We start from the raw sequence: 26,972 nt of genomic DNA, 5'->3' as shown, positions 1-26,972 counted from the left end.
ATTACACTACCCGCCGAAGAGCTAAGTGGAGCCGGTAAAGTGGTGGGCATGAATTTGAGTGCACGTTTGGGCCGCGCGGCCATCGCCGCTTTCATCTTGGGCTGCACCTCCATCGGTGCGGGGCCTGCCTTTGCCGCTGAAAACACCATCGTGGCGCAAGGCACCGGTACGGCCACCCTCACGGAGAAGGTTACCGATGACGCGGGCGTTTTAAGCACCCAAGAAAAGGCTGAGCTGAGAGAAAAGATTGGCCAGCTGCAAAAGGATGAGCACCGGGTCCTCTTTGTCTACATCACCAATAAGCTAGATACGGATCCGGAAAGCTATGCCGCCCAAGTGGTCAAGGACAAGGGGGAAAACTCTGCGGTGTATGTCCTGTCCGTCGATGACCGCAAAATGGGCGTGCAGACCGGCAAAGCTTGGCCCAAAGGCCGGCTCGACCAGATGTATGACGCTGCCTATGACAAGCTGACCAGCGATGAGTACGGTGCTTCCGCCCTCGCGCTTGCCGACGCCGCCCTGGGCAACACCAGCAGCTCCAACTCTTCCGATTCTTCCGGCCTAGCGTGGCTGGGCGGTGGCGCGGCCGCCATTGTCGCCGCCGGTGGCGGAATCATGTACTACTCCCGCCGCAATACTAAGAAGAATAAGGCGCAAACGCTCGAGTCGGCCCGCGAAATCGCCCCGGGCGATACCGATCAGCTCAACCGTTTGTCACTTGAGACCTTGGACCAGTTGGCGCAGGAAGAGTTGGTCTCGACCGATGAGTCCATTCGCCGCGGCAAGGAGGAGCTCAATATCGCGCTTTCGGAGTTTGGTCCAGAGCGCGTGCGCCCGTTTACCAAGGCGATGAACCACTCTACTTCTACCCTGCAAAAGGCCTTCCACCTACGCCAGCGCCTCGATGATGCCGTTCCGGAGTCCCCGGCCGAACGGCGCCAGATGCTCGTGGACATCGTCTCTTCCTGTGGTCAGGCCGATGATGCCCTGGATGCGCAGGCCGCGGAATTTGCCCAGATGCGCGACCTACTTATCCACTCCGATGAGAAACTGGACGAGCTCACCCAGCGCACTGTGGGCCTGCGCGCCCGCCTACCGGAGGCCGAATCCACGTTGGCTCGGTTGAAAGGCAACTATGACGAGCACGTTTTGTCCTCCATTGCCGATAACCCGGAGCTTGCCGCCGCTTCGCTTGATGAAGCAGAAAAACTGCTAGAAAAGGCCCGCGGGGTCCAGGCCCAGCCGGCCGGTCAGCAGGGCCCGCTGGTGGGGCTCATCCGCGATAGTGAACATGCCTGCGCGATGACGGATCGCCTAATTTCCGGCGTGGAAAACGCGGAGGAGAATATCGCCACCGCCCGCGCTAACCTCGAGTCCCTCATTGCCGAAGTCGAAGGCGAAATCGACGAAGCCCGCGAGCTCGAGCGCCAAGGCAAGGCGCAGGGAACCACGGCGGATTGGAACGCGCTCGAGGAACTGCTCGGTCGCGCTGGCTCCGCAGTCACTGAGGCCAAGGCCCAAGGCCAGCAGGATCCATTGGGCCAGCACACCGCACTTACTTCTATTGACACGCAGCTGGATGAGGCGCTTGACCGCGTGCGGGAAAAGACCTCCACCCACGCGCGCCAACTTGATCTCTTCCGCCAGCAGATTTCCGTGGCGGAATCTAATATCCAGGCTGCGGAGGACCTCATTTCCTCCCGCGGGCGCATCATCGGCTCGGGCGCACGCACCGCGCTTGCCGACGCCAAACGTCTCCACGCCCAAGCCCTCCACACCGAGCGCAGCGATATCCGCGCCGCCCTGCAGTCCTCCCGCGAAGCGGTAGCCGCGGCCCAGGCAGCGCTGCAGCGCGCCAAGGATGACATCGACGAACACCGTCGCCGCCAGCAGCGCCAGCAGATGGGCAACGCGGCCGGCAATATCGTCACCGGTATGGTCCTGGGCCAAATGCTCGGCGGCGGCCGCGGCTTTGGTGGCGGTTTCGGAGGCGGCGGCTTTGGTGGAGGCAGCTTTGGCGGCGGAGACTTCGGCGGCGGCGACGGAGGCGGCTTCCGCGGCGGCTCCGTCTAGCCGAGCAAAGGCCGCCCCGTCTCACTCTCCGTGGGCGGCGCCTTCGTTGATTGCGCCGGACTAGGTGCGCAGGGTGCGCGGGGTGGCGTCGAGAAGCGCGCAGGCATAGCTCAAAAACATGGCGTCTAGCTCCGGAAGCTCGCCGACGCCCACGCTCACGCGGAGGCCCGCGCCGGCCGGGGCGGTGCTGGCAACCTCGGCGCCCGAGCGGCGAGCTACGATGCGGCGCTCGCGGCGGAAGGGGTTGCGGCGTTCTAGCAGGTACTCGCGCTCCCCGCAGGCCGCACGCAGGCGGGTGACGGTAATCCCGGCCTGGGAGACCGAGAAATCCTCGCCCACCGCGGTCCGCGCGCGCAAGAAGAAGCGCGGGGAGGAAGAATCCAGCGAGGATTCTAGGGAAAGGCGCTCCCCGCCCGCTGTGATGAGCACACCGTCGCGCACGAAAGCCAGTTGCTCCCCTGCGGCGTTGGTGAGCGCATCCGCGCGCCAAGTCCACTGCGCAGTCATTAGAAGATGAACAGCGCGAGGATGGCAGCGATGGAGGCGAGGACCAAGGTGATGATCCATGCCCAGGCCTTGCCTTGAGTATTGGCATCAAGGATGACGCGGGTAAACCAGCTCAAGCCGGCGACTTCGGCGGTGGTGAGTCCTTCGGCATCGTGCTCGAATTCGAGGATGGACTTGCGCACCCCAGAGTTGCGGGAGGAGAACTGGCCTACCTTGTCATCATCGACATCATCGATGATCCAGTCGCCGCTATTTTCATTAACGAAGTGAAAAGTGCGGCCGTTAAGCGATGCCTCTAGGCGCTTATCGCGGCCGGGGCGGCCTGCGAGGCGGTAGATGGAGCCATCGGCAAGCGTGGCAGAGGCGCCTAGATCACTGACCTCGGTGCGCCAGAAGTGGCTGTCGACCTCCGCGGAATGCTCCGAGAATACGCCCAGCTGCTCCGGGCCGTCTTCGGCCAAGAGCACGGGTTTTGCGCGGTCAGAGCGATCCCAGCTGGTGTAATGCATCCCTAGCACCCAATCAGGCGAGCGGCGAGGTAGGCCTCGAGGTCATCGAGCTTCACGCGCTCCTGCTCCATCGAGTCGCGCTCGCGCACAGTTACGGCATCATCATCGAGGGTGTCGAAGTCGAAGGTGACGCAGAACGGGGTACCGATCTCATCCTGGCGGCGGTAGCGGCGGCCGATGGCGCCGGAGACGTCAAAGTCCACGTTCCAATAAGCGCGCAGCTTATCGGCCAGCTTGCGGGCAGGCTCAGAAAGTTCTTCCTTCTTCGACAGCGGAAGTACGGCTACCTTGATCGGCGCTAGGCGGCGGTCCAAACGCAGAACCACGCGCTTATCGGTGCCGCCCTTGGCGTTCGGGGCTTCTTCCTCGTCATAGGCATCCACCAAGAAGGCCATCATGGAACGGCCCAGGCCGGCAGCCGGCTCGATGACGTACGGGGTCCAGCGCTCGTCATTGGCCTGGTCATAGTAGGACAGGTCCTCGCCCGAGCCCTTGGCGTGTACGGACAGGTCATAGTCCGTGCGGTTGGCCACGCCTTCCAGCTCGCCCCACTTGGAGCCCTTGAAGCCAAAGGCGTACTCCACGTCCACGGTGCGCTTGGAATAGTGGGAGAGCTTTTCCTTCGGGTGCTCGTATAGGCGCAGGTTTTCTTCCTTGATGCCCAGATCTACGTACCAGTTGTAGCGGTCATCAATCCAGTACTGGTGCCACTCTTCGTCCTCGCCTGGCTTAACGAAGAACTCCATCTCCATCTGCTCGAACTCGCGGGTACGGAAGATGAAGTTACCTGGGGTGATCTCATTGCGGAAGGACTTGCCAATATTCGCAATGCCAAACGGTGGCTTCATGCGCGAGGAGGTCATCACGTTCTTGAAGTTGACGAAGATGCCCTGTGCGGTCTCCGGACGCAGGTAGTGCAGGCCCTGCTCGTCATCGACTGGCCCCAGGAAGGTCTTGAGCAGGCCGGAAAAGGCCTTTGGCTCGGTCCAGTCGCCCGGCTGACCGGTTTCCGGGTCATTGATATCTGCCAGTCCGTTTTCTGGCTCGTGGCCGTGCTTTTCCTCATAAGCTTCAATGAGGTGGTCGGCGCGGTAGCGCTTGCCCGTGTGGCGGGATTCCACCAGCGGGTCAGAGAACACCTCAACGTGACCGGAAGATACCCAGACCTGGCGCGGCTGGATGACGGAGGTATCTACACCCACAACGTCTGCGCGGGACTGGACCATGTGGCGCCACCACTGGCGCTTGATGTTCTCTTTCAGTTCCACACCAAGAGGGCCGTAGTCCCACGCGGAGCGGGAACCGCCGTAAATTTCACCTGCCTGGTAGACCAAGCCGCGGCGCTTACACAGGTTTACAACGGTATCGATGACGGATGCCATAAGTTTTCGGACTCCTCTGGTAGGGGACAGTCTTGACAATCTCGTTCAGTCTAACCCGTAGCACTCTCCTGCGGTGGGATTGGGGCATGAATTTAATTTGAAATATATACAAGCTATTGCACACATCGGGTAATATAAGGGTGACCGACAGGTAATAGGTATTTAATTGAAGGTGACATTCCCTATGACGACCACTGATACGGCGATTAATACTTCTGCGGCTGCCGGCGTGATCGCTGCCCTCGATTCGCCCCTACGCATCGCCATCATCTCCCGCTTGGCTGAGCGCGATCACTTTGTACACGAGATCGTTAAAGCCACCGGCAAGTCCCAGCCGCTCATTAGCCAGCACCTGCGCGTCCTCAAGCAAGCGGGCATTGTTGACTCCGAGCGCAGCGGGCGCGAGGTGACCTACTCACTCATTGCGCCGCAGGTATTGGACTTGCTTGCCGACGCCGCAAGGATCGCCTCCTAGCCCTTCCCTCCTTGCATATAAAGCCGCCCGACTATGCAGTTGTTGAAAAAGAATTGATAATATAATGGTCATGGCTTTACACGACAGTATTCCCAAACTAGGAGCGCGCAATACCAAGCAGCGCACCGCAGTCGTCGAGGTGCTGCGGGATATGGAGAAATTCGCCTCCGCCAAGGAGATCTATCACGAACTCCAGGAGCGGGAGGAAAAGGTGGGTCTGACAACCGTGTACCGCACCCTGCAGTCCCTAACCGATATCGATGCAGTGGACGCGCTCCACATGCCCAATGGCGAAACCCTCTACCGCCATTGCGAGACCGACGCCCATCACCACCACTTGGTATGCACCAAGTGTGGCCGCACCGAGGAAATCGACGGTGGCCCCATTGAAAAGTGGGCGACCTCCGTGGCCAAGGAGTACGGCTTCGAGCTCACCGGCCACGATGCCGAGGTCTTTGGCATCTGCAGCAACTGCGCCGCTTCCGCCTAAGCATCCCCACTCCGCCTAGTGAAGCCGCTCCTCCCCTAGCCCCAGTCTCCACTCCGGAGCCTGGGGTTTTCTTGCGCGGCCCGACTGTGGCAGCGCCTTCCACGCCAAGACTATAGCGCCGAGACCGCAATCAACTGCACGACCACATTATTGACCAAGTGCACAATAAAGCCTGCGCGCAGCGAATTGTGGAAGCGGGTCACTAGCGCGCACCCCATCCCCAGAAAAGTCGCATACACAATGACCGGCGGCGCAATATGGGCGACACCAAACAACAACGAGCTGAGGATCACGCTGGCAAAGGCTGGGACGCTGCGATCTAGATACCCCATCAGCAAGCGGCGAAACACAATCTCTTCCGCCAGCGGCGCCAGCAAGAGATAGCACGCCAAAGACACGACGACCATAACACCGCGCCCATCAGCTGCAGATGTATTGTCCGAGGGCGATATCCCCAACAGTGGCCCCACAATCGCGGCTGCGACCCCCGCCGCCAGAATCACAAGGGGCACCTGCCACAGCAAGTGCCAACCACGCCTACCCAAAGGCAGAAAGCCCAGGCCAATCCCCCGATGCTTGAGGTAGTACACCAACGCAGCCGTCGGCACCGCCACCGAAAGAGCAAGCGCAGCGGGCATAATCGTGCCCAGTCCGCCCGCAGCCAAGCCAGACTTCATCATGACAAAAACTGTCACTACCAATAAAACATCCATGGCACTGATGGCCACGATTCCGATAAGTGCGTCTTTTAGTCTGATGTCGTCTTCTGCCATGCCTCCACCCTAAAAGGCTGCCACTCATCCTTAAGAACGAATCTCACCCAAGAAGTAAAGCACCCTTTACAGTAAAGGACGCTTCACATAAGATGAGTGTCAAGCACGCTTTACAACCACTTATTTCAGGAGGCCTCCTTGCAGACCACCCGCTTTGGCCGCCCCAAGTTTGGTGGCACCCAAACCAAACTCCTCACACTATCCGTTGCGGCTGGCGCGGGCCTCGCTGCAGCCGCCGGCGCCATCGTGGCCGCATTCGTACACGATGATTCGCCGCTACTAGCGTTTGCCGTGTACGCACTGTGCCTATTTCCTGTTGCTACGGCGGCTAGCTGGGGATTCATGGTGGATCGGTCCACCATCCGCGGAGCAACACCCGATCCGGAAAACTCCATCGAATCCCATTGGTATTCGCAGGCCTCCGAAAACACCTTGCACGCCATGCTCCTGGGCATCGGTGGCTTGGGCGTTGTCTCTACTTTTTGGGATTTCCACGTTTCGGGCTCCATGCTCACGCTCATCCTAGGAGTCTTTGTCACCGGAACCTTTGGCATTAGCTACTTTGCCCACAAGCGGGCAGCGAGTTAAACCATGGACAACCGGCTCAAAGAGATTCGCGAGAGCCAAGGTCTCTCGCAGCAAGGATTGGCCACCGAGCTAGGCGTATCGCGCCAAACGGTCATCAGTATTGAAAAGGGGCGCTACGATCCTTCGCTCCCCCTCGCATTTCAGATCGCGCGCCACTTTTCCTGCCGAATCGAGGACATCTTTATCCCCGAGGTATAAAGCACACCACTTTGGTGCTGCGCGTTACTTCTTAACGCCACCGAAGCGGCGGTCGCGCCGCGCGTATTCCTCGATGGCGGCAAAAAGGTCCTCCGGAGTGAAATCCGGGAAGAGCTTATCCTGGTAAATCATCTCCGCATAAGCCGACTGCCACAGTAGGAAGTTGGAGGTGCGCTTCTCTCCGGACGGGCGCAGGAAGAGATCGACATCTGGCATGCCCGGGTCATAGAGATGCTGTGCGATGGTTTCTTCCTTAATATCGCGCGGGGTGAGCTCGCCGGCTGCAACCTGCTTGGCGATGTCCCGAAAACCATCCACCAGCTCTGCCCTACCGCCGTAGTTCACGCACATGGCCAAGGTCATCTTGGTGTTATCCTTGGTCAGCTCTTGGGCGGCCTCGAGCTCCTTAATCACTGAGCGCCATAGGCGCGGGCGGCGCCCAGCCCACACCACGCGCACGCCCCGCTCGTTGAGCCACTCGCGCTGGCGGCGCAGCACGTCGCGGTTAAAGCCCATAAGGAACCGGACCTCCTCGGGGCTGCGGCGCCAATTCTCCGTAGAGAAGGCATATGCCGAAAGATAAGGAACGCCGGCGGCCAGGCAGGCATCGACGACGTCAAGAAGCACGGCTTCGCCGCGCCTATGCCCCTCGGTGCGCTTCATGCCCTTCTCTTGGGCCCAGCGGCCATTGCCGTCCATAACCAGCGCAATATGGCGCGGCATGAACTCATCCGGGATATTCGGCGGGGTCAAAGTGCGGTTCGGGTCTGGCGTAATCACGGGCTATATTCTACTGCTCCATTACCTGCAATGCGGAAACATTGCGCTCCATGTGCCACTGCAGGTGCGCCCGCGCTAGGCGATGCCCCTCCTGCTTTTGCGCATTCGTGGGATTCGTCGGGTAGTTATGCGCTAAAAGCCACAGGTGATGCAGCGTTTCCGGATCCACCTCGGCTGCACCCGGCGGCCGGCATTCGTGGCACGCCGCCCCGCCAACTGCCGGGTGAAAGGCGTGGTGCGGGCCGGGCCGGTTGCACTGGGCACAGTTGAAAAGGCTCGGCGCCCAACCGGCATGCGCCATCGCCTGCAGCAAGAAGGCATCCAGAGTCATGGTTGGGTCCGCAGTTTGCAGCCGCTCCAAGGTCGCGGTGACGGATTCGTAGAGGTAGGGGTCATGGGCTGCGTCGGCAAAAGCCAGGCGCTCGGCTGACTCCAGCACCGCGCAGGCCGCCGTGTAACGCTCATAGTCCTCGATGAGGCGCGCGCCAAAGTAATCCACCGTATCCGCTTGGGAAATGGTGGCTAGGTTCTTGCCCACGTACAGCTGAACATCAAGGTTAACGAAGAGCTGCAGGCGTGAGCCAAAGCGCGACTTGGCACGGCGCACGCCCTTGGCCACCGCGCGCACGAGGCCGTGATCGCGGGTGAGTAGGACAATGACGCGATCGGCCTCACCAAAATCGTAGGTGCGGATGACCACTGCGCGGTCACGATAGTTCTCGCGCATAGTGGTTTAAAACCCGAGCCTACCCAGCGACTTCGGGTCAGACTGCCAATTTTTCAGCACTTTAATGCGCAAGTCTAGGTATACGTTCTGGCCCAGCAACTCGATGATTTCTTTGCGAGCATTGCCCACAATGCGGCGGAAGCGCAGGCCATCCTTGCCTTCGATAATGCGCTTTTGGCCAGGCCGCTCCAAATACAAAATGGCGTGGATATCCAGCACACCCTCACGGGTGCGCGATGGCAACATCTCATCCACCTGCACCGCCACCGAGTGCGGCAGCTCCGCCTTCAAGCCGGATAATGCAGCCTCACGAATGAGTTCCTCGATGCGCTTTTCCTGGCCTTCATCGGTGATGTGATCATCTGGGTAGAACTTCGGGCCTTCTGGCAGGTGATCCACGATGACCTGCACCAGCTCATCAAGCTGTACACCTTCCTTGGAGGACACCGGGATGACTACCGCATTCGGGTCATCTTGGGAAAGTAGCTCGTGCAGGGCCAAAAGCTGTGCGCCTACCTGGTCTTTGCTGGCTTTATCCAGTTTGGTGACGATGCCGATGATCGGCGTCTTCGGCGCAATGGAGCGCACGTTGTCCAGGATCCAGCGGTCACCCGGGCCAATCTTCTCATCGGCCGGGATGGTCAGGCCAATGACATCCACATCGGCGTAGGTATCCTTGACTACCTCATTGAGGCGCTCACCCAACAGGGTGCGCGGGCGGTGTAGGCCCGGCGTATCCACGACGATTACTTGGGCATCTTCGCGGTGTACCAAGCCACGGATGGTGTGGCGGGTGGTCTCCGGCTGGTCAGCCGTAATCGCAATCTTCTGACCTACCAGGGCATTGGTCAGCGTCGATTTACCGGTATTCGGGCGGCCGACAAAGGACACGAAGCCGGAACGGAATCCTTCCGGGGTGTCGGTGTACTGCGAATAGTCAAGCGGGGCGGCCGCATTCTCGGCGCCTTCCGGCACGGCATCATCGGGGTCTTCTGGAAGACCCTCGAATGCCGCATCAAACTGTGCATCAAAATCAGAACTCATTACCCGCAATAATAGCCCACAGAGCCAAAATCTCCGATTAGTTCACGGCCAATTTCTACCAGCGGTACAGAATAGGGCTAATCTATGGAGAAACCTCTTCTCCCCAGCACAAACCGTGCTGCCTCCCCGGAAAGGCTCCTCCATGCCCCGCACCTCTCCTACGCTCATTTTGAGCGCTGCTCTTACCCTCTTCCTCTCCGCCTGCTCCTCCCCGATTCCGAGCCATCAGCAGAGACGAGCACTACCTCTGCGACGACCTCTTCTTCGTCCGCCACCAGCTCTTCGAGTACGGCCTCTTCTGCCACTACCAGCAGCAGCGAAGAGAGCATGTCTGAAGAACCTGCAAATAGCGTAGCTCCCGAGCCGGAGACCCAGGCCCAGGCTGCAGTAGCGGAGCCGGAATTGCTGTATTGCGATCCGGGAAACCTGACCATCCTCGGTACATTTTCTGACGGCACGCAAAGGCCCACGGATCTGTGTGACACACCCGCACACCGCCGAGCTGCACGCGCAGAAGGAGTGTGCGGAAACCCCAGCGGCCGATACGAATTTCCTGAGGAATATGCAGAGCTGTGCCATTATGATCCGCCCGAGTACCAGTCTGATGGGTCGGACTGGTCAAATTCACCGAACGAGTCGATTCCTGGTTACGATTCGCCTGAGACCACTACCTTTTCCGGCGCTGCTGAATCTGAATCGCCCGAATACTAAAGGGCAGCTTCCGTCCGCCTAAAAGCCCTGCGCCCGTCGAAACGGGTGCAGGGCTTAGGTGTGTTTTAGCGGCGCTTACTTAAACTCGTCCGGCAGCGGGCCAAGCTGCGGGCCGTCCGGGTAGTACTTCCAACCGTCCTTGATGCGGACGTCGTCAGCCCAAGGAAGCTTGTATTCACCCTTGGCCAGGTCCTCGACCCAGGTGAGATAGTTTTCGGTCTTGCCGCCGGGGTAGCCAACGTAGCCGCGGTTGCCCAGGTTGAAGATGTTGTTTTCAAGGCCCCAGTTGATGCGCGCCTTATCGGCCAGTTCTGGGAAGATTTCAGCGGTGACGATTTCACCGGGGTTGCGGTGACCCTCAGAAATCATGTGGCCATCGTAGTTGCAGACGTTGCCCTCACCGAAGTAGTAGAAGGTGTTGTCATAGCCAGCCAGGTTCACCGAAGCAGTGAACATGAGGTTCTGGAAGGCATTGGTCTTATTAGTCATGATCCACTGATCCTGGGTCTGCGTGGAGTAGCCAGAAATGCGGATATAGACATTGGCGCCCTTATAAGCGGCCTCGCGTGCCAGCTCGGGGAACATGCCATCGTGGCAGATATTCACGGCGAGCTTGGAACCCTTGGGACCGTCACATACCGGCATACCCAAATCGCCTGGGTACCACGGTTCGATAGGAGTCCATGGCTGGAGCTTGCGGTAGTGCAGCGCAATTTCGCCATCGGAGTTGATGATGATGGCGGTATTAAATGGTGGCTTTCCTTCCTCATGGTTGGGCTCCATGATGGAGAAGACGCCCCAAACGTCATTTTCCTTACAAGCCTGCTTGAACTGATCTACCTTGGGATCATCGAGACCAATGAGGAATTCATCATAGGACCAAATCTTGGTGTTGAGACCGGAGGAAGAATATTCCGGAAAGACAATGAGATCGAGGTCTGGGTAGCCCGCCTTGGTGGAGGCGACCATGCGACAGATTTCATCCACGCTGGCTTGGACGTCCTCTGGGGTGTTAACCACGGGGACGGGGTACTGAATGAGTGCCATCAAAAGGCCGTCGGGAGAGGCGCTGATGCTTCCGGTACTAGACATGGTGAGCTCCTTCTACTTGATGAGAACGTGACTTCCGCCATATTAATAGGGCATAATGCGCCATACCACTTTTAAGCAGGCGTGGGTGTCTCATATGAGAGACTCGGAAAGTAATACAAGGAGCAGATAAAGAAAGCCGAGCTGAGGCTGCATCCTCAGCTCGGCCAAATCAAGCTAGACCTAGCGTGGCATTACGCCGCAGTGTTGCGCTAGGCAACCTAACCTCTCACTGGATAGGGTCCGCAACAATGGGCTTTCCGTAGAGATTGCCCAGGCCTAAAGCTCCTCCGCGTGGAACTGCATGCGCGGGTGTGCGAATACATCCTGAGACTGGATGAGCTGAAGCTCAGCAGTCTCGGCCTCGTAGGTGTTTTCCAGCAGGTCGTAGACAGAGGAGGCGGTGCGGCGCAAGGACTCCTTAACGTCGCTGGTCTCGGTGTAGTGGCCGGTAAACAAGGCGGCGGTGACATCGCCGGAGCCGTTACGCTTAAACGGCAATAGTGGCGTGGACACTAGGAAGGCGCGGTCGCCGTCAACGGCGAGCATCTCAATCTGGCCCTCTGGGGTCTCGGGACGCTTGACGGAGGTAACCAGAACGGTCTTTGGACCGATTTCCTGCGCCTTCTTCACCGCGGCGAGGGTCTGATCGAGGGTACCGACCTCGGAATCGGTGAGGTAGCCCAGCTCAAATTGGTTGGGGGTGATGATATCGGCAACGGGCACAACGCGGTCACGCAGCAGCGGCGGGATCTCATCGGAGACAAAGCAACCGGACTTAGCATTGCCCATTACAGGATCGCAGGCGTAAAGCGCCTTGGGGTTAGCGGCCTTAATGCGGCGGACGGTTTCCACGATGGCGTCGGCAATGTCGGCGCCGCCCTGGTAGCCAGACAGAATGGCGTCAATCTGTGGGAAGGCACCGCGCTTTTCAATGCCATCGATAATGGAGGTGACATCGCTGGCCGGAATCATCGGCCCGCCCCAGTCACCGTAGCCAGTGTGGTTGGAGAAATTCACCGTGTGGACCGGCCATACTTCATGGCCGGCGCGCTGCAGAGGAAAGACGGCCGCAGAGTTGCCAACGTGGCCGTAGGTGACGTGGGACTGGATGGAAAGGATAGTCATAGGTTTCCATTGTGCTACGCGGCGCACGCGCTCACAAAAGAAAGCGAAAAATTATTCTTCCGGGCGATCTTGTGGTTCTCCCACCGCAGGGATGCCCCCACCAGGAACCTGCTTGTCCAGGTTGGCGCGTTCGGCGGCATCGGGAAAAGCCTTCGGCCCGGAAGGCTTGGGCTGATAAGCCACGCCACGATCGGCCACATCGTCGTACCAATCCGCAAGCAGCTCGTTTTGGCGGCCGAACATTTCCTTTTCCTCGGCCGGAGTGGAGTGGTCATAGCCCAGCAGGTGCAGGCAGCCGTGGACCGTAAGCAGGGCAAGCTCGTGACCTAGGGAGTGCCCAGCGGCATCGGCCTGGCGCAATGCGAATTCGGGGCACAACACAATATCGCCCAACATGGCCGGGCCTGGATCGGCGGCATCCGGGCGGCCGCCACCAGCAATCGCACCGGGGGTGAGCTCATCCATGGGGAAGCTCATGACATCAGTAGGGCCCTCCAGATCCATCCAGCGCACGTGGAGATCCTCGATAGTCTTCAAATCCACGCAGGTAATTGTGCACTCGGCATCGGGGTTGATGTCCATGGCGCCGAAGGCATAAGAAGCGACGTCAATCAGCATCTCCTCGTTGACGCCCTCGAAGCCGGATTCATTGAGAAACTCGATACTCATTCCATTCCCTCGTATTCTGCGGCTTTCTTATTATCAAAGGTCTCATAGGCATTGACGATGCGCCCGACCAGCTGGTGGCGCACCACGTCTTTCGCTCCCAAGTCCGCAAAGTGAATATCCTCCACGTTGCGCAGGATGCGGCGCACGATGCGCAGGCCGGAGACCTGGCCATGTGGGAGGTCTACCTGGGATATGTCACCGGTGACCACGATCTTGGAGCCAAAGCCCAAGCGGGTGAGGAACATTTTCATCTGCGCGGGCGTGGTGTTTTGAGCTTCATCAAGGATGACAAACGCATCGTTCAATGTGCGGCCGCGCATATAAGCCAACGGAGCGACCTCGATGATGCCGGCCTCCATGAGCTTAGGGATCATCTCTGGATCGAGCATGTCCCGCAGGGCGTCGTATAGCGGGCGCAGGTACGGATCAATCTTGTCATTGAGCGTGCCCGGCAAAAAGCCCAGCTTCTCCCCTGCCTCCACAGCCGGGCGGGTGAGAATAATGCGCGAGACCTGCTTGGTTTGCAGAGCCTGCACCGCCTTGGCTACCGCGAGGTAGGTCTTGCCGGAACCGGCCGGGCCGATACCAAAGACCACCGTATTATCGTCGATGGCCTGCACGTATTCGGACTGGCCCACCGTCTTTGGGCGGACGGCCTTGCCACGGCGCTTGACGATGTCCGCCGCCAGCGCCGCCGAAACCGACTGCGGCGCCTCTACCGCCACCATGTCCATCGTGTGCTTGACCGTATCGGTGGATACGGCGTGGCCACGGCGGGCGATGGCTTCGAGCTCGTCGAGGATCTTCGCGGCGCGGGCCACCTCATAATCGGGACCGGTGATAGTAACGACATTGCCGCGGGCAAAAAGGTCCGCATCCAGGCGGTTATTGAGCACGCGCAAGTTATCGTCCGCGCTACCCAGCACGATGCTGACGTAGGCGGAATCTAGCTCACATTTCTTCGTGATGATAGGCACGTGCTTTAGGCTACCAGCGCCGGCTACCACCGCTGGGTGCGCATGCCGATTGCCGCCAGCGCCACCATTGCCGCGCTGGCTGTGCGCAGCACCTCCGGGCCGAGCTTGATAGGCGTGGCGCCGGCCTCCTTGAGGCGATCGAGCTCGGCGTCACCGATGCCGCCCTCGGGGCCGACGAGCAGAACGACATCGTCTGCGAGCGTGACATCCTTGATGGAGGCGGTGGCTTCTTCATGCAGGACAAGCACGGTGGGTGCAGACGCCGAATCGCCGGCGGCACGGTCGCGGCTGAGTTCTTGGACGAGCTGCGGGGTGGTCAGCGGGCCGCGCACCTGGGGGATGCGGGCGCGGCGGGATTGCTTGGCCGCAGAATCTGCGGCCGCCTGCCACTTGGCCACCGCTTTGGGTGCCTTCTTGCCGTCCCATTTGGCCACGCAGCGGTCTGCCTGCCAAGCAATGATTTCATCGGCGCCGGCTTGGGTGGCCAGATCCACGGCGAGCTCGGCACGCTCGGACTTCGGGATGGCCTGCACCACGGTCACCCGCGGGGCGAGAGCAGGTGCGGTGTCGATGGATTCGACTAGCCCTTCCAGGGAGTCCTTACCCGAGGTGGCGGTGATGGTGAGGGTGAGGCGGATACCGGTGCCGTCGATAAGCTCGAGGCGCTCGCCCTCCCCCATGCGCTTGACCGTCACGGCGTGGCGGGCCTCCGGGCCGGAGAAGCTGAAGGCCTCGCCGGTGCGCGCGGCGGAAAGGTCCGGGTGGATGAAGACGGGGAGCGACATTAGCGGCGGAACTTATCGCGGATGCGGCTGAAAAAGGATTCCTCCTGGCCATCGCCGGTGGTGCGCACGCGCGCGCCCTCGTCGCGGGAGTTGCGAATCTTCTCCAGGGACTCGCGGGTCTTGCGGTCCAGGTCCTTTGGCACGACGACGTCCACATGGGCAAAGAGGTTGCCAAAGCCATCGGTGCGCAGGCGGGGCATGCCGGCACCGTCGACCTTGATGGACTCGCCCGGCTGGGTGCCTGGTTCGATATCGATGGTGAGCTCTTCGCCATTGAGCTGGTCGATGGTGAAGTTGGTGCCCAAGGCTGCGTCAATCATCGGCACGCGCACGGTGAGGTTCAAGTCATCGGCATTGCGCTGGAAGACGGGGTGCTCCTCCGTGTGGACCTCAACATAGAGGTCACCGGCTGGGCCGCCGCCGTGGCCGACCTCGCCCTGGGACGCCATGCGGATGCGCATGCCGTCGTTGATGCCGGCCGGGATATTAACGGTAATATCGCGACGCTTCTTCACGCGGCCGTCGCCGGCGCAGTGGTTGCATGGATCGGTGATGACCTCGCCAAAGCCCTGGCACTTCGGGCACGGGCGGGTGGTCATCACGTTGCCCAAGAAGCTGCGCTGCATCTCCTGGATTTCGCCCATGCCATTGCAATTATCGCAAGTAACCGGCTTGGACTTGGACTCAGAGCCGGTGCCGCCGCAGGTATCACACAGCACGGCGGTATCCACGGTGACCTTCTTCTTCAAGCCGGTATAGGCCTCTTCCAAGGTAATGCGAGTGCGCAGCAGGGCATCATTGCCCGGTTGGACGCGGGACTTCGGGCCGCGGGAGCCGCCAGCACCGCCGCCAAAGAACTCGGCGAAGATATCGCCGAGGCCGCCGCCACCGAAGCCGCCAAATCCACCCGCACCGGCGCCACCGCCGCCTTGTTCCATGGGGTCGCCGCCCATGTCCACGATCTGGCGCTTTTGCGGATCCAGTAGGACCTCCTGAGCCAGCGCGGCATCGCGGAACTTCTCAGCCGCGGTTTCATCATCCGGGTTTAGATCCGGGTGATACTTGCGGGCCATTTTGCGGTAAGCCTTCTTAATCTCCTGGTCAGTTGCGTTTTTATCAACACCGAGGATGCCGTAATAGTCACGAGCCACTGTAAGAGATATTCCTTCTAATTCGTCTTGTTGGGGTTAACTTGAAAAAATAATGCGCGGCCAGCTAGTTTACTCGCACTGCTCGCCGGCCAAAATTTCGCTCACATACCGTGCAACGGCAGAGACCTTAGAGATTGTTCCCGAGTAATCCATAAAGGTAGGCCCCACCACGCCAAGGCCGCCGAGCGTGGCCACCTCATCGCCGGTGCCGAGACCATAGCCCGTGGCCACAACGGAGGCTTGGCGCAACTGGTCTTCTTCGTTTTCCTCGCCGATGACCACGGAGACGTTGCCTAGATCCGGCACACGGGCAAGCAGCTTGAGGACGACGACCTGTTCTTCCAACGCCTCAATAATCTTGGGTAAACCTTCCGGAAACTCGCGGGCCACGCGCGTCAGGTTGGAGGCACCGGCCATAATCAGCCGGTCGGAGGGCTGCTCCACTAGGGTCTCGATGAGCGTGGTGGCCACCTTGAGCACATGGTGGCGGATATCCAAGGGAGCGTCATCGACGAGGTGGGCAAGTTCCACGGAGGCGTCGGTAAGCGTCTTGCCTACCAGCGCACTATTGACGATGTCACGCAGGCGGAAGGTCTGGTCCTGGTCAATGATTTCATCGAGCTCCACATTGCGCTGGTCCACGCGGCCGTTATCGGTAATAAGCACCAGCAGCAGGCGCACCGGGGACAGCGCCACAACCTCGCAGTGCTTAACACGCGAGACCTTGAGGTTGGGCAGCTGGACGACGGCCGCCTGCTTTGTCACCTGCGCCAATAGCTGCACCGAGCGACGCAGCACGTCTTCCAAGTCCACGCCGCCTTCCAAAAAACTGAGCATCGCGCGGCGCTCCGGGGTCGAAAGCGGCTTGACCTCATGGAGGGAGTCGACAAAATGGCGGTAGCCCTGCTGGGTGGGCACGCGGCCGGAGCTGGCGTGCTGTTGGGCGATAAGACCCTGGGATTCCAGCACGGCCATGTCATTGCGAATCGTGGCCGAAGAAACACCTAACTGGTAGCGCTCCAGCAGCGTTTTAGAACCGACCGGTTCTTGGGAGGCAATATAGTCCGCCACGATGGCGCGCAGGACTTCCTTGCGGCGGGCATCGGTTGAGGTAGACACGTTGTCACTCCTATTCGCTTGGCTCTTTCACGTGCTTTCGAGTTTAGCTGGGACGAGGTTTAGGATTCTTCGGCGACGAGGAGATCGGTGATGATGCCATCGGCCAGCAAGCGGCCGGGCTTGGTGATGCGTACGCGTTCGCCGGCACGCTCGAGCAGTCCGCGGCCTATAAAGCGCTCGAGGGCGGGAGCGGCGTGGGCATCGAGCCAGGTCTCCGGGATGCCCTCGCGCAGGCGCAGGCCGAGCATGATCTTTTCCATGTGGCGGTCGGCCTCAGTGAGCGCTTCGGTTTCCTTAATGGGCAGCTCACCGCGGCCAAGGGCGTCGATATAGCGCGAGGGGTGCTTGACGTTAAAGAAACGCTCATTGCCCAGGTGTGAGTGGGCGCCGGGGCCTGCGCCCCACCAATTGCCATCTACCCAGTAGATGCGGTTGTGCTCGCACTCGCCACCAGGCTTGGACCAATTGGACACCTCGTACCACTCAAATCCTTCCGCTTCGAGGGTGGTAGAAATCATCTCATAGCGCCGGGCCAGCACGTCCTCATCAGGGGCGGGCAAGATGCCTTTGTTGACCTTGCGGGCCATGCGGGTGCCGTCTTCAACAATGAGCGAGTAAGCGCTGACGTGGTCCACACCGGTGTCTAATACGCGGTCTAGCGTTTCGCGTACATTGTCATCCGTTTCGGTGGGCGTGCCATAAATCATGTCCAGGTTGACGTGCTCGAAGCCAGCGGCGCGGGCCTCGCGAGCGGCGGCGAAGGCGCGGCCGGGGGTGTGAGCGCGTTCTAGGACTTGGAGAACGCCGCGGGAAGCGGACTGCATGCCAAGGCTGATGCGGGTATAGCCGGCGTCGGCAAGCTGGGCAAAATACTCGGGAGAGGTGGACTCCGGGTTGGATTCGGTGGTGACCTCCGCCCCTGGTTCCAAGCCGAAGGTGGAGCGGACGGTGTTGAGGATCCGGGTCAGCCCCTGCCCGCCCAGCAAAGAAGGCGTGCCGCCGCCAATGAAGACGGTCTCGGCCGGGCGGCCTACGCGCGCGGCCGCCAACTCCAGCTCGCGGTCCAAGGCATCCAGATAAGGCCCGGTGAGATCGCGCGGGCTGCCGAGCTCTCCTGGGGTATAGGTGTTGAAATCGCAATACCCGCAACGAGTGGCGCAGAAAGGAACGTGGATATACAGCCCGAAGGGTTCAGTCATGGATAAAACCCTAATAGGGCGGGAACAAAATGGCCGAAAGGGGGGTTAAGCATGTAGTATGTTTGCATCTTCCCAAGTAGAAAGGCACCCTCAGTGGAACCTCCCAGTCGATGTCCCTACCTCTTTCTAGGCGGTGGGGAGTAAATCATGTTATCGGCTATTTTGATGATCCTGGCCGGATTTGTAGTCATCGGCCTCATCATCGTCGCGAATGCATACTTCGTGGCCCAGGAATTTTCTTTTATGTCCGTGGACCGCACACAGCTGCGGTCCCAGGCTGCTGAGGGGGATAAGACGGCGCAGCGCGCGCTGGCTATTACCCAGCAGACCTCCTTCATGCTCTCCGGCGCGCAGCTTGGTATTACGATTACCGGCCTGCTCATCGGCTATGTGGCCGAGCCGCTCGTGGGCCAAGGACTGGGCGTCCTGCTCGGCGGCGTTGGTGTGCCGAGCGCAGTGTCTATTACCGTGGGCACCATCCTGGCGCTTTTCATCTCCACGATTGCAACCATGCTCTTCGCGGAGCTTTTCCCCAAGAACTACACCATCGCCGCTCCTATGAAGACGGCGCGCTGGCTGGCCTCCTCCACGCAGCTTTACCTGCGGCTATTCGGCTGGCTCATCCACTTCTTTGAGTACTCTTCCAATGCCATCCTCAAGGTTTTTGGCATTGAACCGGTAGAAGACGTAGACTCCTCCGCCACCGCCGATGACTTGGAATCCATCGTGGATTCCTCCCATGAGGCCGGCGATCTGGATGAGAATACTTATATGGTGCTCGACCGCCTGCTGGATTTCCCTGAGCACGACGTAGAGCACGCCATGATCCCGCGCTCCCGCGTGGACGTCATTGACCCGGACACCACCCTTGGTGAGGTTCGCGAGATGATGTCGTCCGATCACACCCGCTACCCCGTCATCGATGACGAACATAACCCGGTGGGCGTGGTGCATCTTATCGACGTGCTGGGAAGCGACCTTCCCGCCGCCACCAAGGCCACCAGCATCATGCAGGACCCCGTCGTGGTACCCGAGCTGATGCCGCTACCAGATGTCGTGGAAGAACTGCGCGATAGCGAGCAAAAGATGGCCTGCGTCATCGATGAATACGGCGGCTTCGTAGGCATCGTGACCATGGAGGACTTGGCCGAGGAAATCTTGGGCGATGTCACCGATGAGCACGATATCGCAGAAACCGAGGAAATCACCGAGCAGGACGATTCCCACTGGGTGGTAGATGGCGATACGCCCATTGATGAAATCGAGCGCGCCATCGGCCACGACCTGCCTGAGGGCGACTTCGAAACCGTCGCTGGCCTCGTCATCGCCCACTCCGGCGCGTTGCCAGAGGTCGGTGAGGAACACGCCATTCAGCTCGAGGCCGAGCCCGATGATTGGGTGGACCACGATGAGGCGCCCGTGCGCTCTATCCGCCTGCGCGTGCAAGAGGTGGACCGCCACGTGCCCTCCGTCCTTGCCATCGAGCTGGTGGAGGATTACCCCGACCAGTCCGATGATGACGATGAGAAGGAGGATGCATAATGACCGAATCTTGGTGGTTTAACCTCCTCGTTACCCTACTTATCATCGCCGCTTCCGGCTTCTTTGTGATTATCGAGTTCTCCTTGATGGGCGCTCGCCGCCACCGTTTGGAAGAGTATGCGGAAAATTCCCGTACTGCCCGGGCCGGCCTGCGCTCGCTCAATGAACTGACCATCATGCTTGCCGGCGCGCAGCTGGGCATTACCGCCGCTACCTTCGTGCTGGGTGCTGTGACCAAACCGTGGGTCCACCACCTGCTCATGGCCCCGCTAAAAGCTGTGGGACTACCACTGGGCATTGCCGATGTCGCTAGCTTTATCCTCGCCCTCTTCGTCGTCACCTTCCTTCACCTAGTGCTGGGTGAGATGGCGCCGAAGTCTTGGGCGATCGCACACCCTGAAACCGCACTGCAGGTCATCGCAGTTCCCGCGCGCGGCTTCGTGTGGATCTTCCGCCCGCTGCTGAAATGGATCAATGTCATGGCCAATAAGCTCGTGGCCATGGCGGGCGAAGAGCCCGTCGATCGTGCCGGTGCGGCCGGCTACGATGCCGAGACCCTGCGTACCTTGGTCGAGCATTCCCGCGAAACCGGCGCATTGGATGATGACTCCGCCAACCAGATTTCCGATGTCATCGAGTTGGAAAACTCCACCGTTGGCGCCATGGCCCGCGCCCATGGCTCCGAGGTAGTGCCCCTGCCTTCCGACGCCACCGTGGACGATCTCCAGGACCTCGTCGTGCGCAAGAACATCATGCGCGTACTGGTCTTTCCTAAGGACTCCCGCGTTCCCCGCGTAGTCCACGTGCGCGATACCTTGCTGGCAGCTCCGGAGACCCCGGTCCTCGAGTTCTCCCGCCCCGCCCTGTCCGTGTCTTCTTCTACTACCGTGCAAAAGACCTTGGACCATATGCGGGCCCGCAACGAGCAGCTCGTCATGGTGGGTAAGGCCGATAAGGACAATGCCGTGTGGATCCTTACCTGGGATGACATCATGGGCCAGCTGTGGCCGCAGATTACCGAGCAGCTAGACAAGGTCACCCCTCCCCCGGCCGTCTAAGTCCCGCTCGTCCCCGCCCTCGCCCGCCCCTTTTTGCCGGCGCGGGCTTTCCTATTTCCCGCCCTCGCGCAAGTGCAGCCTCTCCACCTTGTGGACAAGTTCGCCCCTGCTTACCCCAGCAGCCACTTTGAGCACTTGACCATCTCAGCCTCCTCGTTATCCACAAGCCCGGCCGTTACTTCCTCGCGCCGGCCAGAAGCGTGTCCTTTGCTTAAAGGCATGACAACACCACTGACCAATATCGATTCCATCCGCGCTAACCACCCCACCTTTTGGACCGACCTGAAAAACGGCACCTACCTTAAGCTCGCACCGCGCATCGCTGTCCGGCGCGATCACTATCATTGCCTCGATTTCCCGTCCCAACTGCGCCTGCGCGCCATTGCCGCCGCTCGCAGTGCCTATACCGCAGTACTCATCTCCAAATCCGCCGCCCGAGTACATGGCCTGTGGGTCATCGCCACGGCCGAGGAACAGATTGAGATGGCACTTCCCACCAATACGCTCCCCCACAAAGACCGCCGCCACCCCGAGCGCATCTACCGCAAGGCTTCCCTGCCTGAACCTGTCCTCGTGGACGGCACCCGCTGTGTTTCCAAAGCCCGGGCGGTTATCGATATCGCCCGCTACCACGGCTTCCGCGATGGCCTCATCGCTGCGGACTCGGCGCTACGCGCCGGGGTAAGCCGGGAAGAACTCACTCAAGAATTCGCCGGCATGGGAAGAGTACGCAATAGCCGCATCGTCCGCGCTGTGATCCACCATGCCTCTGAGCTTTCCCGTTCTCCATATGAGTCCTTTGCCCGCGCCCTTATCATTGAGGCTGATTTCCCGTGGCCTATTTTCTTCAAAGCACAGTTCAAAGCTCTTCCCGGCATCACGACCGCTCTGTGTATCAACAACGCCTACCTCGTTGACATCGTCTCGACGAAGGCGCTGCCCCACCAACGCGAGCGTCACCAGCTCCTACGAAAGGCGGGATTCACCGTCCTTTGTTATTCCCCGAGACAGCTCGTCGACCACCCCGACCGTTTTCTGTCCGACCTCACCGCCACCGTCTCCGCTGGGCAGAAGGCCGCCCGTTCCGCTTAAGTCCGCGGTTTCTACCTGCCGCCACATCTGACTTCCTCTCCCCTATCTTTCCCTCCCCTGCCATTCGCGCTCACCGGCAGCACTTTCGCGACGAAATCTGCCGCGCCGGTGAGCGCGAAGGGAGGGTGCGAGAATATTTCTCGGGATGCGACGCAACAATGACTACAGATCGAAAGAGCCTCCCCGAGAACATGCTCGTGGAGGCTTTACCGATTCCAGCTAAAGACCTAAGAGAATGGTCTTACTGGTTGATGCGCCATGGGACGCTGTTCTTCGGCAGCATACCGTGGGTGTAGAGGTAGTCAACGGCAGACAGGATGCCCAGTACCGTGCCGCCGCCTACGAGTGCCGCAAGGAAAGAGAAGCCGGCTACGGAAGATAGGTCTGCGTCCTTACCATCCTTGCCGTTGATACCGTCGCGACCATCGCGTCCGTCACGGCCGTCGCGGCCATCGCGGCCGTCGCGGCCGTCCTGGCCATCTACGCCATCCTGGCCATCCTTGCCGGGAACAACGACAGCCTCGCTGGTAGAAGGCTCGGTGGACTCCTCAGGAGTGGTTTCTTCTGTGGTAGGCTCCTCGGACTCTTCGGATTCTTCAGAAGTCGGCTCTTCCGCGGAAGTTTCCTCAGCAGAGGTCTCTTCGGTGGAGGTTTCTTGTGCGGACTCGGAAGGGGTGGTCTCTTCAGAGGTAGCTTCTTCGGATGCTGGTGCCTCAGAAGTGGTTTCCTCGGAGGAAGGTTCCTCGGAAGGATCGACCTCGGCAGGCTGATCCTTGGTCTTCTTGCCGTTGAGCATATCGGAGCACAGCTGGCCGGCCGGAGCATTAACGGCCGCCAGATCGGAAGCTGCGGTGGAGATATTGTTCAGGGAGTCTTCGATGCTCTTCTGCTGATCCTTGCTCAGCTTCAGGTCGCCAGCGACGTTCGCACCTGGAACCAAGCCGGCGATGGTAACGGCTGCATTAAAGAGCTTCAAGATAACCTTGGTTCCCTTGCCAAAGGTACCGTCTGCGAACTTGAGCAGGCCGGATACGGTCTTCTTAGCGGCATCCGGGTTGTTCATATCAACATCGGCATCGGCATTATCGATACGTCCGATGGCCATGCCCTGGGCACGGGAAAGGTCCCAGGTAACGGTCTTGTCTTTCTCGCCTTCCTTGACCAGCTTGGCAATGCCATCCCAGGTCTTACCGGAAATCTTATCGATGAAATCGGCCGGAACCAGGTCACCGACTACCGGGATGATTTCCCAGACGGTCTTGATAATCTTCTCGCCGCCATCGTAGAAGGCCTTAGCTAGGGCAAGCTTGAGGTCGAGCAGGTTGCCTTCCTTTTCAGGGGCATCAGTCACCTCACAGACCAGCTGGTCCTTCTTTTCGTCTTTAACCACCTTGACGTTCACGTCGCCATTGGAGGCCTCGGTCTGTGCGAGCTCATCAAGAGAGGTCGGCCTTGCAGGCTTCTCGGGGGCCGGAGTCTCGGTGGCTTCCTCGGCACCATCTACAGCATATGGGGTGATGGAATCGGCGGCATCGTCTTCCGCGTCGAGTTCTTTCATCGCCTTATCGCCGGCGTTGTTTTTCTCGAGCAGATTGCCTTCTTCATCGAATTCGATGCCATTGAGGCTTACGGTATCGTCGGTGGTCTTTTCTTCGACGAAGGTAGTGTCCTCGGCAGCGACGGCGGTAGGAACAACGGTAATCGAAGAGAAGGTGGCTACGGCCACTGCGCTGGCAATGAGGCGAGAAGTTCGGCGTGCGCCCATGGTTTGACTCCCTGTAGATATGGTTGAAGAATTTAATTGCGCGCGCCGCGTGTGGATGATGCTAGGGCACGGCGTTCGCGTGGACGGAAAATACCTTACAGCGCACTAAGAGTATTTTCTACTTAAATTTTAAGGGTGACCTAGCAACAACATCGCTGGCCACAGGACCAACCAGCTGAACAGGCATAACGTGGACCATCTGAAACGGCTGTTAACCTAAAATTCTCCTAAATGCCTACCCGAATTGGGGCAGATCCCTCCGGAAATCCACGCATAAATCCACTGGAAACTTCAACGGCCACCGAGAGAGGGAATCTCGGTGGCCGTGAACATCCCCTTGTCTAAAACAAGGAAGCCTCAATAATTTATGCAGTTGTAGCCCGGCGAGCCGCCTCGCGCTTGGCGCGAACCTTTTCCACCACCGCCGCTACGCGGGCACGCTCCTCCAAGAACTGCGGCGGGTTATGCCCTCGCATCGTGCGCACATAGGCCGGGTGGGTATCAAGCACCGTGTGCTTCCACGCTTGCACCGCGATGAGGGCGGACTCGCCGGTGCGCTTGTACAGGTGCGGCAGGGAGACCATGTCGAGGTTGCGGGCCACGGCGTCGGTTTGCGCAAGCACGTACTCGACTACCTCGCGCAGGTAATCCGCCACGGCCTGGGTACGGTAACGCAGGGACTGGGCCAGCTCGTGCACCACAATGGGCTTGGAGATGGGGAATCGCTCATCCAGCAGGCGCGGGGTGAGTTGTTCCGGCTCTTCCACGTCGTTCACACCGGAAGAAGCGGCGGAAATCGTGCCGGAGCGCACGCCGGAAACCAATGCTTGGCGCAGGCCCATCAGCTCGCCTACACACCGGCCGGAATCAACGCGAGCATCTTCGACGATATCGCCCAGCTCAGCCAGGCAATCCATGCACAGCTCTTCGTCCCAATCCTCGATGGCTTCAATGAGGTGCTCGAGATATTCTGCGACTTCGTCGCCGATATTATAAATCTCTTGCGTAAGCTCGCGGTGGCGCAGCTCGGCGGCGATTTTGTGCATTGGCTTCGAGCCACTCCTTCCACGGTCCCATTTCTAACCTCTAGTAGAGGTTGAGGTTTGCTGTAACGCTTCACGACTCTATGCGAGATCCACCGCCACGGGCGCGCGACACTCCGAAGCCATTCACAGGTTTATGGCAGGTTCGCCCGCCCAGAGCAGAGGGCGGCGGGGTGAGCTGCACAAGGGGCGTCGCCAAGCAGGGCAAAAAGAAACACCCGAGGACATGTCCTCGGGTGTACCCATCGCACAGACTAGCGCTTGTACAAATGCTCAATGGCCGCGGCATAACGCTGCGCTACCACGTTGCGCTTGACCTTCATGGTGGGGGTCAGCTCATTTTCTTCCTCAGTAAGGTCAGACTCAAGGATGTAGAACTTCTTGATGCCCTCCGCGTGGGAGACGGTGGCATTGACTTGGTTGATGGCGTCCTGCAACTCCGCGCGCAGGGTGGGGTCGGTGGCTAGCTCACGCATCGAGCGGTTTTCCGGAATATTGTGGTCCAGCTTCCAGCGCTTCAAAATATCCGGATCCAGGGTCAGCAGCACGCCGACAAAAGGCTTGCCATCGCCTACCACCATGGCCTGGGAGATAAGCGGGTGCCCGCGCAGGATATCCTCCATTGGGCCGGGCGAAACATTCTTGCCGCCGGCCGTAACAATCAGATCCTTCTTGCGGCCGGTAATAACGAGCTTGCCGTCTTCATCAATCTCGCCCAAGTCACCGGTGTTGTACCAACCATCCTCGAGGGCTTCGGCCGTTGCCTCCGGGTTATTCCAGTAACCGTGGAAGACGATATCGCCCTTGATGCAGATTTCGCCTTCATCATTGATGCGGAAGGTCACGCCACCCATGGGCGGGCCGACGGTGCCGATGGACTGGTCCACAAAGTCCACCGCGGCCGCGGCGGCGACCTCGGTGAGGCCGTAGCCCTCATAGACCGGGATACCAATGCCGCGGTACCAGTGCAGCAGGTCATGGCCCATGGCGGAGCCGCCGGTAATGCAGTAGTTCACGTTGCCGCCCACGCCCTTACGGATGGTGGAATAGACCAGCTTGTCAAAGACCTTGTGCTTGGCCTTCAGCAGGCGATCCGGGCCCTCCGGCTTGTCCAAAGCCTTGGAGTATTCGATGGCGACCTTTTCGGACTGCTCAAAGAGCAGGGTCTTGATGCCAGAATCGGCGGCCTTAGCAGCGGCAGAATTGCGCACCTTTTCAAAGACGCGCGGCACACCCAAAATGACGTTCGGGCGGGAGCGGGCGAACTCGATGGAAATGGTGGAAAAGTCCGACCAGTGGTTCTGGGAGGCACCGCGCATGGCCACCGCAATGGATACCGCGCGGGCAAAGACGTGCGCCAGTGGCAGGAAGGTCAAGGTATGGCTGCCCGGGACGGCAAAGATACCAATGGGATTGGTGCACAGGCCGCGGGTCTGGGCCAGCCAATTGCGGTGGGTGAGGATGCAGCCCTTGGGGCGGCCGGTGGTACCCGAGGTATAAACCAGGGAGGCCAGGTCATCGGTGGAAGTGGCCTTGATGCGGGCGTAGACCTCCTCCGCGGCCACGCCGCGGCCCTCGAACTTGAGGGTGTCAATGGCAGAGGAGTTGATTTCCAATACGCGGCGCAGCTGCGAAGGAGAGCCCTTAAGGTTGGGCTCGCCATCTTCTTGCAAAACCAGGTTTTCTACCAGTTCGGAGTGCTCGCGGGTTTCTGTAATGGCCAGCACTGCGCCGGAGTCCTCAATAATCCAACGCACCTGGGAGGCGGAGGAAGATGGGTAGACCGGCACGGAGGCGGCTCCCGCGGCCCAGATGGCAAAATCCAAAAGGGACCACTCATAGCGGGTAGCAGAGATGAGAGCGACGCGGTCCCCCTGCTGCACGCCAAGGGCGATAAGCCCTTGGGCTACTTCAAAGACCTCATCGATGAATTCTTTGCCCGTTACATTGACCCACTCGTAATTTGCTGGGCGGGTAAACATGACGCCGTGCGGACGCTTCTTCACGGTGTCCATCAAGGCGGTCAGGCAGGTTTCGCCCGGCTCGATAGTAAATTGCGCCGGGGTATGCACTTCTTGCAGGGTCACGCGGTGTCCTT

At 59.8% G+C, this 26,972-nt stretch carries 28 protein-coding genes; 9 read left to right on the top strand and 19 right to left on the bottom strand.

Annotated elements, in window-relative coordinates:
• Positions 1–48: 48 nt before the first annotated feature.
• Positions 49–2,073, top strand: coding sequence for a TPM domain-containing protein (locus MHK05_RS04675; RefSeq protein WP_239205134.1), 2,025 nt, complete (start codon positions 49–51; stop codon positions 2,071–2,073).
• Between the two features lie 60 nt (positions 2,074–2,133).
• Here MHK05_RS04675 and MHK05_RS04670 read toward each other — a convergent pair whose 3' ends face one another.
• Genes MHK05_RS04670 through MHK05_RS04660 form a run of 3 tightly spaced genes read right to left on the bottom strand, consistent with a single transcriptional unit; the run spans position 2,134 to position 4,471 of the window.
• The gene (locus tag MHK05_RS04670) at positions 2,134–2,580 is read right to left on the bottom strand and encodes a hypothetical protein (protein WP_239205132.1); all 447 of its coding nucleotides are present in this window, start codon (positions 2,578–2,580) and stop codon (positions 2,134–2,136) included.
• Positions 2,580–3,089, bottom strand: a complete 510-nt coding sequence (locus MHK05_RS04665; protein ID WP_239205130.1) for a hypothetical protein — start codon at positions 3,087–3,089, stop codon at positions 2,580–2,582. The genes MHK05_RS04670 and MHK05_RS04665 overlap by 1 nt, the downstream gene beginning before the upstream one ends.
• 2 nt (positions 3,090–3,091) lie before the next feature.
• Positions 3,092–4,471, bottom strand: a complete 1,380-nt coding sequence (locus MHK05_RS04660; protein ID WP_239205128.1) for a glycine--tRNA ligase — start codon at positions 4,469–4,471, stop codon at positions 3,092–3,094.
• Positions 4,472–4,655: 184 nt separating this feature from the next.
• Here MHK05_RS04660 and MHK05_RS04655 point away from each other — a divergent pair, with 184 nt between their 5' ends.
• Together MHK05_RS04655 and MHK05_RS04650 are read left to right on the top strand one after the other, a co-directional pair.
• Positions 4,656–4,946: an ArsR/SmtB family transcription factor gene (locus tag MHK05_RS04655; protein WP_049361562.1), complete on the top strand. Its 291-nt coding sequence runs from the start codon at positions 4,656–4,658 to the stop codon at positions 4,944–4,946.
• 70 nt (positions 4,947–5,016) lie between these two features.
• Positions 5,017–5,436, top strand: coding sequence for a Fur family transcriptional regulator (locus tag MHK05_RS04650; protein ID WP_049361563.1), 420 nt, complete (start codon positions 5,017–5,019; stop codon positions 5,434–5,436).
• Between the two features lie 110 nt (positions 5,437–5,546).
• On the opposite strand, the gene MHK05_RS04645 is transcribed toward MHK05_RS04650, so the two are convergent.
• Positions 5,547–6,209, bottom strand: coding sequence for a CPBP family intramembrane glutamic endopeptidase (locus MHK05_RS04645; RefSeq protein ID WP_239205126.1), 663 nt, complete (start codon positions 6,207–6,209; stop codon positions 5,547–5,549).
• Between the two features lie 138 nt (positions 6,210–6,347).
• On the opposite strand from MHK05_RS04645, the gene MHK05_RS04640 reads away from it, so the two are divergent.
• Positions 6,348–6,797, top strand: coding sequence for a hypothetical protein (locus MHK05_RS04640; RefSeq protein WP_239205124.1), 450 nt, complete (start codon positions 6,348–6,350; stop codon positions 6,795–6,797).
• A gap of 3 nt (positions 6,798–6,800) precedes the next feature.
• Complete coding sequence (gene relB / locus MHK05_RS04635; protein ID WP_239205122.1) at positions 6,801–6,995, top strand: type II toxin-antitoxin system RelB family anti-toxin; 195 nt, start codon at positions 6,801–6,803, stop codon at positions 6,993–6,995.
• Between the two features lie 24 nt (positions 6,996–7,019).
• Here the strand turns inward: relB and MHK05_RS04630 are convergent, their stop codons facing one another.
• From MHK05_RS04630 to MHK05_RS04615, 4 genes are all read right to left on the bottom strand, one after another.
• A complete protein-coding gene (locus MHK05_RS04630) occupies positions 7,020–7,775 on the bottom strand; it encodes an isoprenyl transferase (protein WP_259825551.1) in 756 nt (251 codons plus the stop codon).
• Positions 7,776–7,785: 10 nt separating this feature from the next.
• Complete coding sequence (gene recO / locus MHK05_RS04625) at positions 7,786–8,502, bottom strand: DNA repair protein RecO (RefSeq protein WP_049361567.1); 717 nt, start codon at positions 8,500–8,502, stop codon at positions 7,786–7,788.
• Positions 8,503–8,508: 6 nt separating this feature from the next.
• Positions 8,509–9,546 (bottom strand): GTPase Era, encoded by a 1,038-nt coding sequence (gene era, locus MHK05_RS04620; protein ID WP_200288786.1) that lies wholly within the window; start codon positions 9,544–9,546, stop codon positions 8,509–8,511.
• A 182-nt stretch (positions 9,547–9,728) separates the two neighbouring features.
• Positions 9,729–9,875 carry a hypothetical protein gene (locus MHK05_RS04615; protein ID WP_239205120.1) on the bottom strand — a complete coding sequence of 49 codons (147 nt, stop codon included), beginning with the start codon at positions 9,873–9,875 and terminating at the stop codon, positions 9,729–9,731.
• Here MHK05_RS04615 and MHK05_RS04610 point away from each other — a divergent pair.
• Complete coding sequence (locus MHK05_RS04610) at positions 9,874–10,257, top strand: hypothetical protein (RefSeq protein ID WP_239205118.1); 384 nt, start codon at positions 9,874–9,876, stop codon at positions 10,255–10,257. The genes MHK05_RS04615 and MHK05_RS04610 overlap by 2 nt on opposite strands.
• Positions 10,258–10,332: 75 nt before the next feature.
• On the opposite strand, the gene MHK05_RS04605 is transcribed toward MHK05_RS04610, so the two are convergent.
• The 8 genes from MHK05_RS04605 to hemW form a co-directional block, all read right to left on the bottom strand.
• Positions 10,333–11,349 carry a formamidase gene (locus tag MHK05_RS04605; protein WP_200288784.1) on the bottom strand — a complete coding sequence of 339 codons (1,017 nt, stop codon included), beginning with the start codon at positions 11,347–11,349 and terminating at the stop codon, positions 10,333–10,335.
• A 276-nt stretch (positions 11,350–11,625) separates the two neighbouring features.
• Complete coding sequence (gene pdxY / locus MHK05_RS04600) at positions 11,626–12,474, bottom strand: pyridoxal kinase PdxY (RefSeq protein ID WP_200288783.1); 849 nt, start codon at positions 12,472–12,474, stop codon at positions 11,626–11,628.
• Positions 12,475–12,525: 51 nt separating this feature from the next.
• Entirely contained in the window at positions 12,526–13,143 is a 618-nt protein-coding gene (gene ybeY, locus MHK05_RS04595; RefSeq protein WP_200288782.1) for an rRNA maturation RNase YbeY, read from the bottom strand.
• Complete coding sequence (locus tag MHK05_RS04590) at positions 13,140–14,120, bottom strand: PhoH family protein (RefSeq protein ID WP_239205116.1); 981 nt, start codon at positions 14,118–14,120, stop codon at positions 13,140–13,142. The genes ybeY and MHK05_RS04590 overlap by 4 nt, the downstream gene beginning before the upstream one ends.
• Before the next feature lie 23 nt (positions 14,121–14,143).
• Positions 14,144–14,905: a 16S rRNA (uracil(1498)-N(3))-methyltransferase gene (locus MHK05_RS04585; protein WP_239205114.1), complete on the bottom strand. Its 762-nt coding sequence runs from the start codon at positions 14,903–14,905 to the stop codon at positions 14,144–14,146.
• A complete protein-coding gene (gene dnaJ, locus MHK05_RS04580) occupies positions 14,905–16,056 on the bottom strand; it encodes a molecular chaperone DnaJ (protein ID WP_200288779.1) in 1,152 nt (383 codons plus the stop codon). The genes MHK05_RS04585 and dnaJ overlap by 1 nt, the downstream gene beginning before the upstream one ends.
• Positions 16,057–16,125: 69 nt before the next feature.
• A complete protein-coding gene (gene hrcA / locus MHK05_RS04575) occupies positions 16,126–17,175 on the bottom strand; it encodes a heat-inducible transcriptional repressor HrcA (RefSeq protein WP_239205112.1) in 1,050 nt (349 codons plus the stop codon).
• A 59-nt stretch (positions 17,176–17,234) separates the two neighbouring features.
• Positions 17,235–18,374, bottom strand: coding sequence for a radical SAM family heme chaperone HemW (gene hemW, locus MHK05_RS04570; protein ID WP_239205110.1), 1,140 nt, complete (start codon positions 18,372–18,374; stop codon positions 17,235–17,237).
• Between the two features lie 147 nt (positions 18,375–18,521).
• On the opposite strand from hemW, the gene MHK05_RS04565 reads away from it, so the two are divergent.
• The 3 genes from MHK05_RS04565 (at position 18,522) to MHK05_RS04555 (ending at position 22,066) form a co-directional block, all read left to right on the top strand.
• Complete coding sequence (locus MHK05_RS04565) at positions 18,522–19,916, top strand: hemolysin family protein (protein ID WP_239205108.1); 1,395 nt, start codon at positions 18,522–18,524, stop codon at positions 19,914–19,916.
• Positions 19,916–20,974 carry a CNNM domain-containing protein gene (locus tag MHK05_RS04560; protein WP_239205106.1) on the top strand — a complete coding sequence of 353 codons (1,059 nt, stop codon included), beginning with the start codon at positions 19,916–19,918 and terminating at the stop codon, positions 20,972–20,974. Before MHK05_RS04565 ends, MHK05_RS04560 begins: the two co-directional genes overlap by 1 nt.
• Before the next feature lie 219 nt (positions 20,975–21,193).
• The gene (locus tag MHK05_RS04555) at positions 21,194–22,066 is read left to right on the top strand and encodes a hypothetical protein (protein WP_239205104.1); all 873 of its coding nucleotides are present in this window, start codon (positions 21,194–21,196) and stop codon (positions 22,064–22,066) included.
• A 241-nt stretch (positions 22,067–22,307) separates the two neighbouring features.
• On the opposite strand, the gene MHK05_RS04550 is transcribed toward MHK05_RS04555, so the two are convergent.
• From MHK05_RS04550 to MHK05_RS04540, 3 genes are all read right to left on the bottom strand, one after another.
• Positions 22,308–23,831 carry a hypothetical protein gene (locus MHK05_RS04550; RefSeq protein WP_239205102.1) on the bottom strand — a complete coding sequence of 508 codons (1,524 nt, stop codon included), beginning with the start codon at positions 23,829–23,831 and terminating at the stop codon, positions 22,308–22,310.
• A gap of 365 nt (positions 23,832–24,196) precedes the next feature.
• Positions 24,197–24,877: a hypothetical protein gene (locus tag MHK05_RS04545; RefSeq protein WP_086588326.1), complete on the bottom strand. Its 681-nt coding sequence runs from the start codon at positions 24,875–24,877 to the stop codon at positions 24,197–24,199.
• Positions 24,878–25,128: 251 nt separating this feature from the next.
• Complete coding sequence (locus MHK05_RS04540) at positions 25,129–26,961, bottom strand: AMP-dependent synthetase/ligase (RefSeq protein WP_239205100.1); 1,833 nt, start codon at positions 26,959–26,961, stop codon at positions 25,129–25,131.
• Between the last annotated feature and the right edge of the window lie 11 nt (positions 26,962–26,972).

This window comes from Corynebacterium nasorum (assembly GCF_022347325.1).
Lineage (GTDB): Bacteria > Actinomycetota > Actinomycetes > Mycobacteriales > Mycobacteriaceae > Corynebacterium > Corynebacterium kefirresidentii.
The sequence above is the reverse complement of the archived record's forward strand: the minus strand, read 5'-3'. Positions and strand labels throughout refer to the sequence as shown.

What these genes read in the sequence shown, in the direction of transcription:
- MHK05_RS04675 (WP_239205134.1), top strand. Translation starts at nt 49, where the DNA reads ATGAATTTGAGTGCACGTTTGGGCCGCGCGGCCATCGCCGCTTTCATC.
- MHK05_RS04670 (WP_239205132.1), bottom strand. Translation starts at nt 2,580, where the DNA reads ATGACTGCGCAGTGGACTTGGCGCGCGGATGCGCTCACCAACGCCGCA.
- MHK05_RS04665 (WP_239205130.1), bottom strand. Translation starts at nt 3,089, where the DNA reads ATGCATTACACCAGCTGGGATCGCTCTGACCGCGCAAAACCCGTGCTC.
- MHK05_RS04660 (WP_239205128.1), bottom strand. Translation starts at nt 4,471, where the DNA reads ATGGCATCCGTCATCGATACCGTTGTAAACCTGTGTAAGCGCCGCGGC.
- MHK05_RS04655 (WP_049361562.1), top strand. Translation starts at nt 4,656, where the DNA reads ATGACGACCACTGATACGGCGATTAATACTTCTGCGGCTGCCGGCGTG.
- MHK05_RS04650 (WP_049361563.1), top strand. Translation starts at nt 5,017, where the DNA reads ATGGCTTTACACGACAGTATTCCCAAACTAGGAGCGCGCAATACCAAG.
- MHK05_RS04645 (WP_239205126.1), bottom strand. Translation starts at nt 6,209, where the DNA reads ATGGCAGAAGACGACATCAGACTAAAAGACGCACTTATCGGAATCGTG.
- relB (WP_239205122.1), top strand. Translation starts at nt 6,801, where the DNA reads ATGGACAACCGGCTCAAAGAGATTCGCGAGAGCCAAGGTCTCTCGCAG.
- recO (WP_049361567.1), bottom strand. Translation starts at nt 8,502, where the DNA reads ATGCGCGAGAACTATCGTGACCGCGCAGTGGTCATCCGCACCTACGAT.
- era (WP_200288786.1), bottom strand. Translation starts at nt 9,546, where the DNA reads ATGAGTTCTGATTTTGATGCACAGTTTGATGCGGCATTCGAGGGTCTT.
- MHK05_RS04610 (WP_239205118.1), top strand. Translation starts at nt 9,874, where the DNA reads ATGTCTGAAGAACCTGCAAATAGCGTAGCTCCCGAGCCGGAGACCCAG.
- MHK05_RS04615 (WP_239205120.1), bottom strand. Translation starts at nt 9,875, where the DNA reads ATGCTCTCTTCGCTGCTGCTGGTAGTGGCAGAAGAGGCCGTACTCGAA.
- MHK05_RS04605 (WP_200288784.1), bottom strand. Translation starts at nt 11,349, where the DNA reads ATGTCTAGTACCGGAAGCATCAGCGCCTCTCCCGACGGCCTTTTGATG.
- pdxY (WP_200288783.1), bottom strand. Translation starts at nt 12,474, where the DNA reads ATGACTATCCTTTCCATCCAGTCCCACGTCACCTACGGCCACGTTGGC.
- ybeY (WP_200288782.1), bottom strand. Translation starts at nt 13,143, where the DNA reads ATGAGTATCGAGTTTCTCAATGAATCCGGCTTCGAGGGCGTCAACGAG.
- MHK05_RS04585 (WP_239205114.1), bottom strand. Translation starts at nt 14,905, where the DNA reads ATGTCGCTCCCCGTCTTCATCCACCCGGACCTTTCCGCCGCGCGCACC.
- hemW (WP_239205110.1), bottom strand. Translation starts at nt 18,374, where the DNA reads ATGACTGAACCCTTCGGGCTGTATATCCACGTTCCTTTCTGCGCCACT.
- MHK05_RS04565 (WP_239205108.1), top strand. Translation starts at nt 18,522, where the DNA reads ATGTTATCGGCTATTTTGATGATCCTGGCCGGATTTGTAGTCATCGGC.
- MHK05_RS04560 (WP_239205106.1), top strand. Translation starts at nt 19,916, where the DNA reads ATGACCGAATCTTGGTGGTTTAACCTCCTCGTTACCCTACTTATCATC.
- MHK05_RS04555 (WP_239205104.1), top strand. Translation starts at nt 21,194, where the DNA reads ATGACAACACCACTGACCAATATCGATTCCATCCGCGCTAACCACCCC.
- MHK05_RS04550 (WP_239205102.1), bottom strand. Translation starts at nt 23,831, where the DNA reads ATGGGCGCACGCCGAACTTCTCGCCTCATTGCCAGCGCAGTGGCCGTA.
- MHK05_RS04545 (WP_086588326.1), bottom strand. Translation starts at nt 24,877, where the DNA reads ATGCACAAAATCGCCGCCGAGCTGCGCCACCGCGAGCTTACGCAAGAG.